Here is a 232-nt window from a genome sequence, read left to right on the forward strand (position 1 = left end):
CCTCTTTGGTCTTGCGACGTTATGCGGTATTAGCTACCGTTTCCAGTAGTTATCCCCCTCCATCAGGCAGTTTCCCAGACATTACTCACCCGTCCGCCGCTCGTCACCCGAGAGCAAGCTCTCTGTGCTACCGCTCGACTTGCATGTGTTAGGCCTGCCGCCAGCGTTCAATCTGAGCCATGATCAAACTCTTCAATTTAAGTTTGATGCTCGTGAATTAAACTTCGTAATG

1 rRNA gene is annotated in these 232 nt (G+C 50.4%); it reads right to left on the reverse strand.

The window, feature by feature from the left end:
* Window positions 1-199 (reverse strand): 16S ribosomal RNA (locus WFO70_RS22385); the annotation flags it as partial.
* Window positions 200-232 lie beyond the last annotated feature (33 nt).

It is taken from the genome of Leclercia sp. AS011 (assembly GCF_037152535.1).
Taxonomy (GTDB): Bacteria; Pseudomonadota; Gammaproteobacteria; order Enterobacterales; family Enterobacteriaceae; genus Enterobacter.